The sequence below is a fragment of the Vibrio sp. Vb0304 genome (genome assembly GCF_033338995.1).
Lineage (GTDB): Bacteria > Pseudomonadota > Gammaproteobacteria > Enterobacterales > Vibrionaceae > Vibrio > Vibrio alginolyticus.
On sequence record NZ_JAWOTT010000318.1, the window covers coordinates 1 to 1,090 of the forward strand.

1 protein-coding gene is annotated in these 1,090 nt (G+C 46.5%); it reads right to left on the reverse strand.

All coding sequences use genetic code 11. The features are described from left to right. The coding region (gene serA, locus R7P35_RS25930) for a phosphoglycerate dehydrogenase (RefSeq protein WP_318093331.1) at positions 1-1,057 on the reverse strand (1,057 nt) is incomplete at its 3' end. Between the last annotated feature and the right edge of the window lie 33 nt (positions 1,058-1,090).

Below are 1,090 nucleotides of genomic sequence, written 5' to 3' on the forward strand. Positions count from 1 at the left end.
GAATACCTGGGCGGTTTTTGTGAATGTGCAGTAAGCGAGAGCACTCACGACCGTGTTCAGGCAGAGATACTGCAGGGAAGTTAACGCTTGATAGTGTTGAACCATTATCTGAATATTTCGCCAGTTTACCCGCTACTTCCACGCCGATGTTTTCTTGTGCTTCTTGAGTAGAGCCGCCCACGTGTGGCGTTAGAATGACGTTATCGAATTTCTGTAGTGGAGATTCAAACGGGTCAGCGTTTGTTTTTGGTTCAACTGGGAATACGTCGATTGCTGCGCCAGCTAAGTGACCTGCTTCTAGGCTGTGGCAAAGCGCAGGAATATCAACAACGGTACCGCGAGCGGCGTTGATGAAGATTGCACCAGGTTTCATGCGAGCAAATTCTTCTTCGCCCATCATATTCTTCGTTTCAGGTGTTTCTGGTACGTGCAGCGAAATAACATCACATTTGTTTAGCAGCTCGCTCATCGTGTGGATTTGCGTTGCGTTGCCAAGTGATAGTTTGTTTTCGATGTCGTAGTAGTACACGCGCATACCTAAGTTTTCAGCAATAATGCCCAGCTGAGTGCCGATATGGCCGTAACCAATGATACCAAGACGTTTACCACGCGCTTCGTAAGAGTTGTCTGCGCTCTTCTTCCAAATACCACGGTGTGCTAAAGCGTTCTTTTCAGGAATCCCACGAAGGAGCAGAAGAATCTGACCAAGCACGAGTTCTGCTACACTTCGCGTGTTTGAAAACGGTGCATTGAATACAGGAATGCCACGTTTTGCCGCCGCACCAAGATCGACTTGGTTAGTTCCGATACAAAAACAGCCAATCGCAACCAGTTTGTTTGCCGCATTGATCACTTCCTCGGATAGATTCGTTCGGGAGCGGATACCGATGAAGTGCGTATCTTTAACTGCTTCAATCAGTTCTTCCTCTGAAAGCGAACCTTTGTGATATTCAATGTTGGTGTAACCAGCTGCTTGAAGAACTTCAACTGAAGAAGGGTGAAGTCCCTCGAGTAAGAGGATCTTAATCTTTTCTTTTTCCAGTGAAACTTTGGCCATTTTTTCTCGTCCTTAAAATGGAAAGGTGGGCTA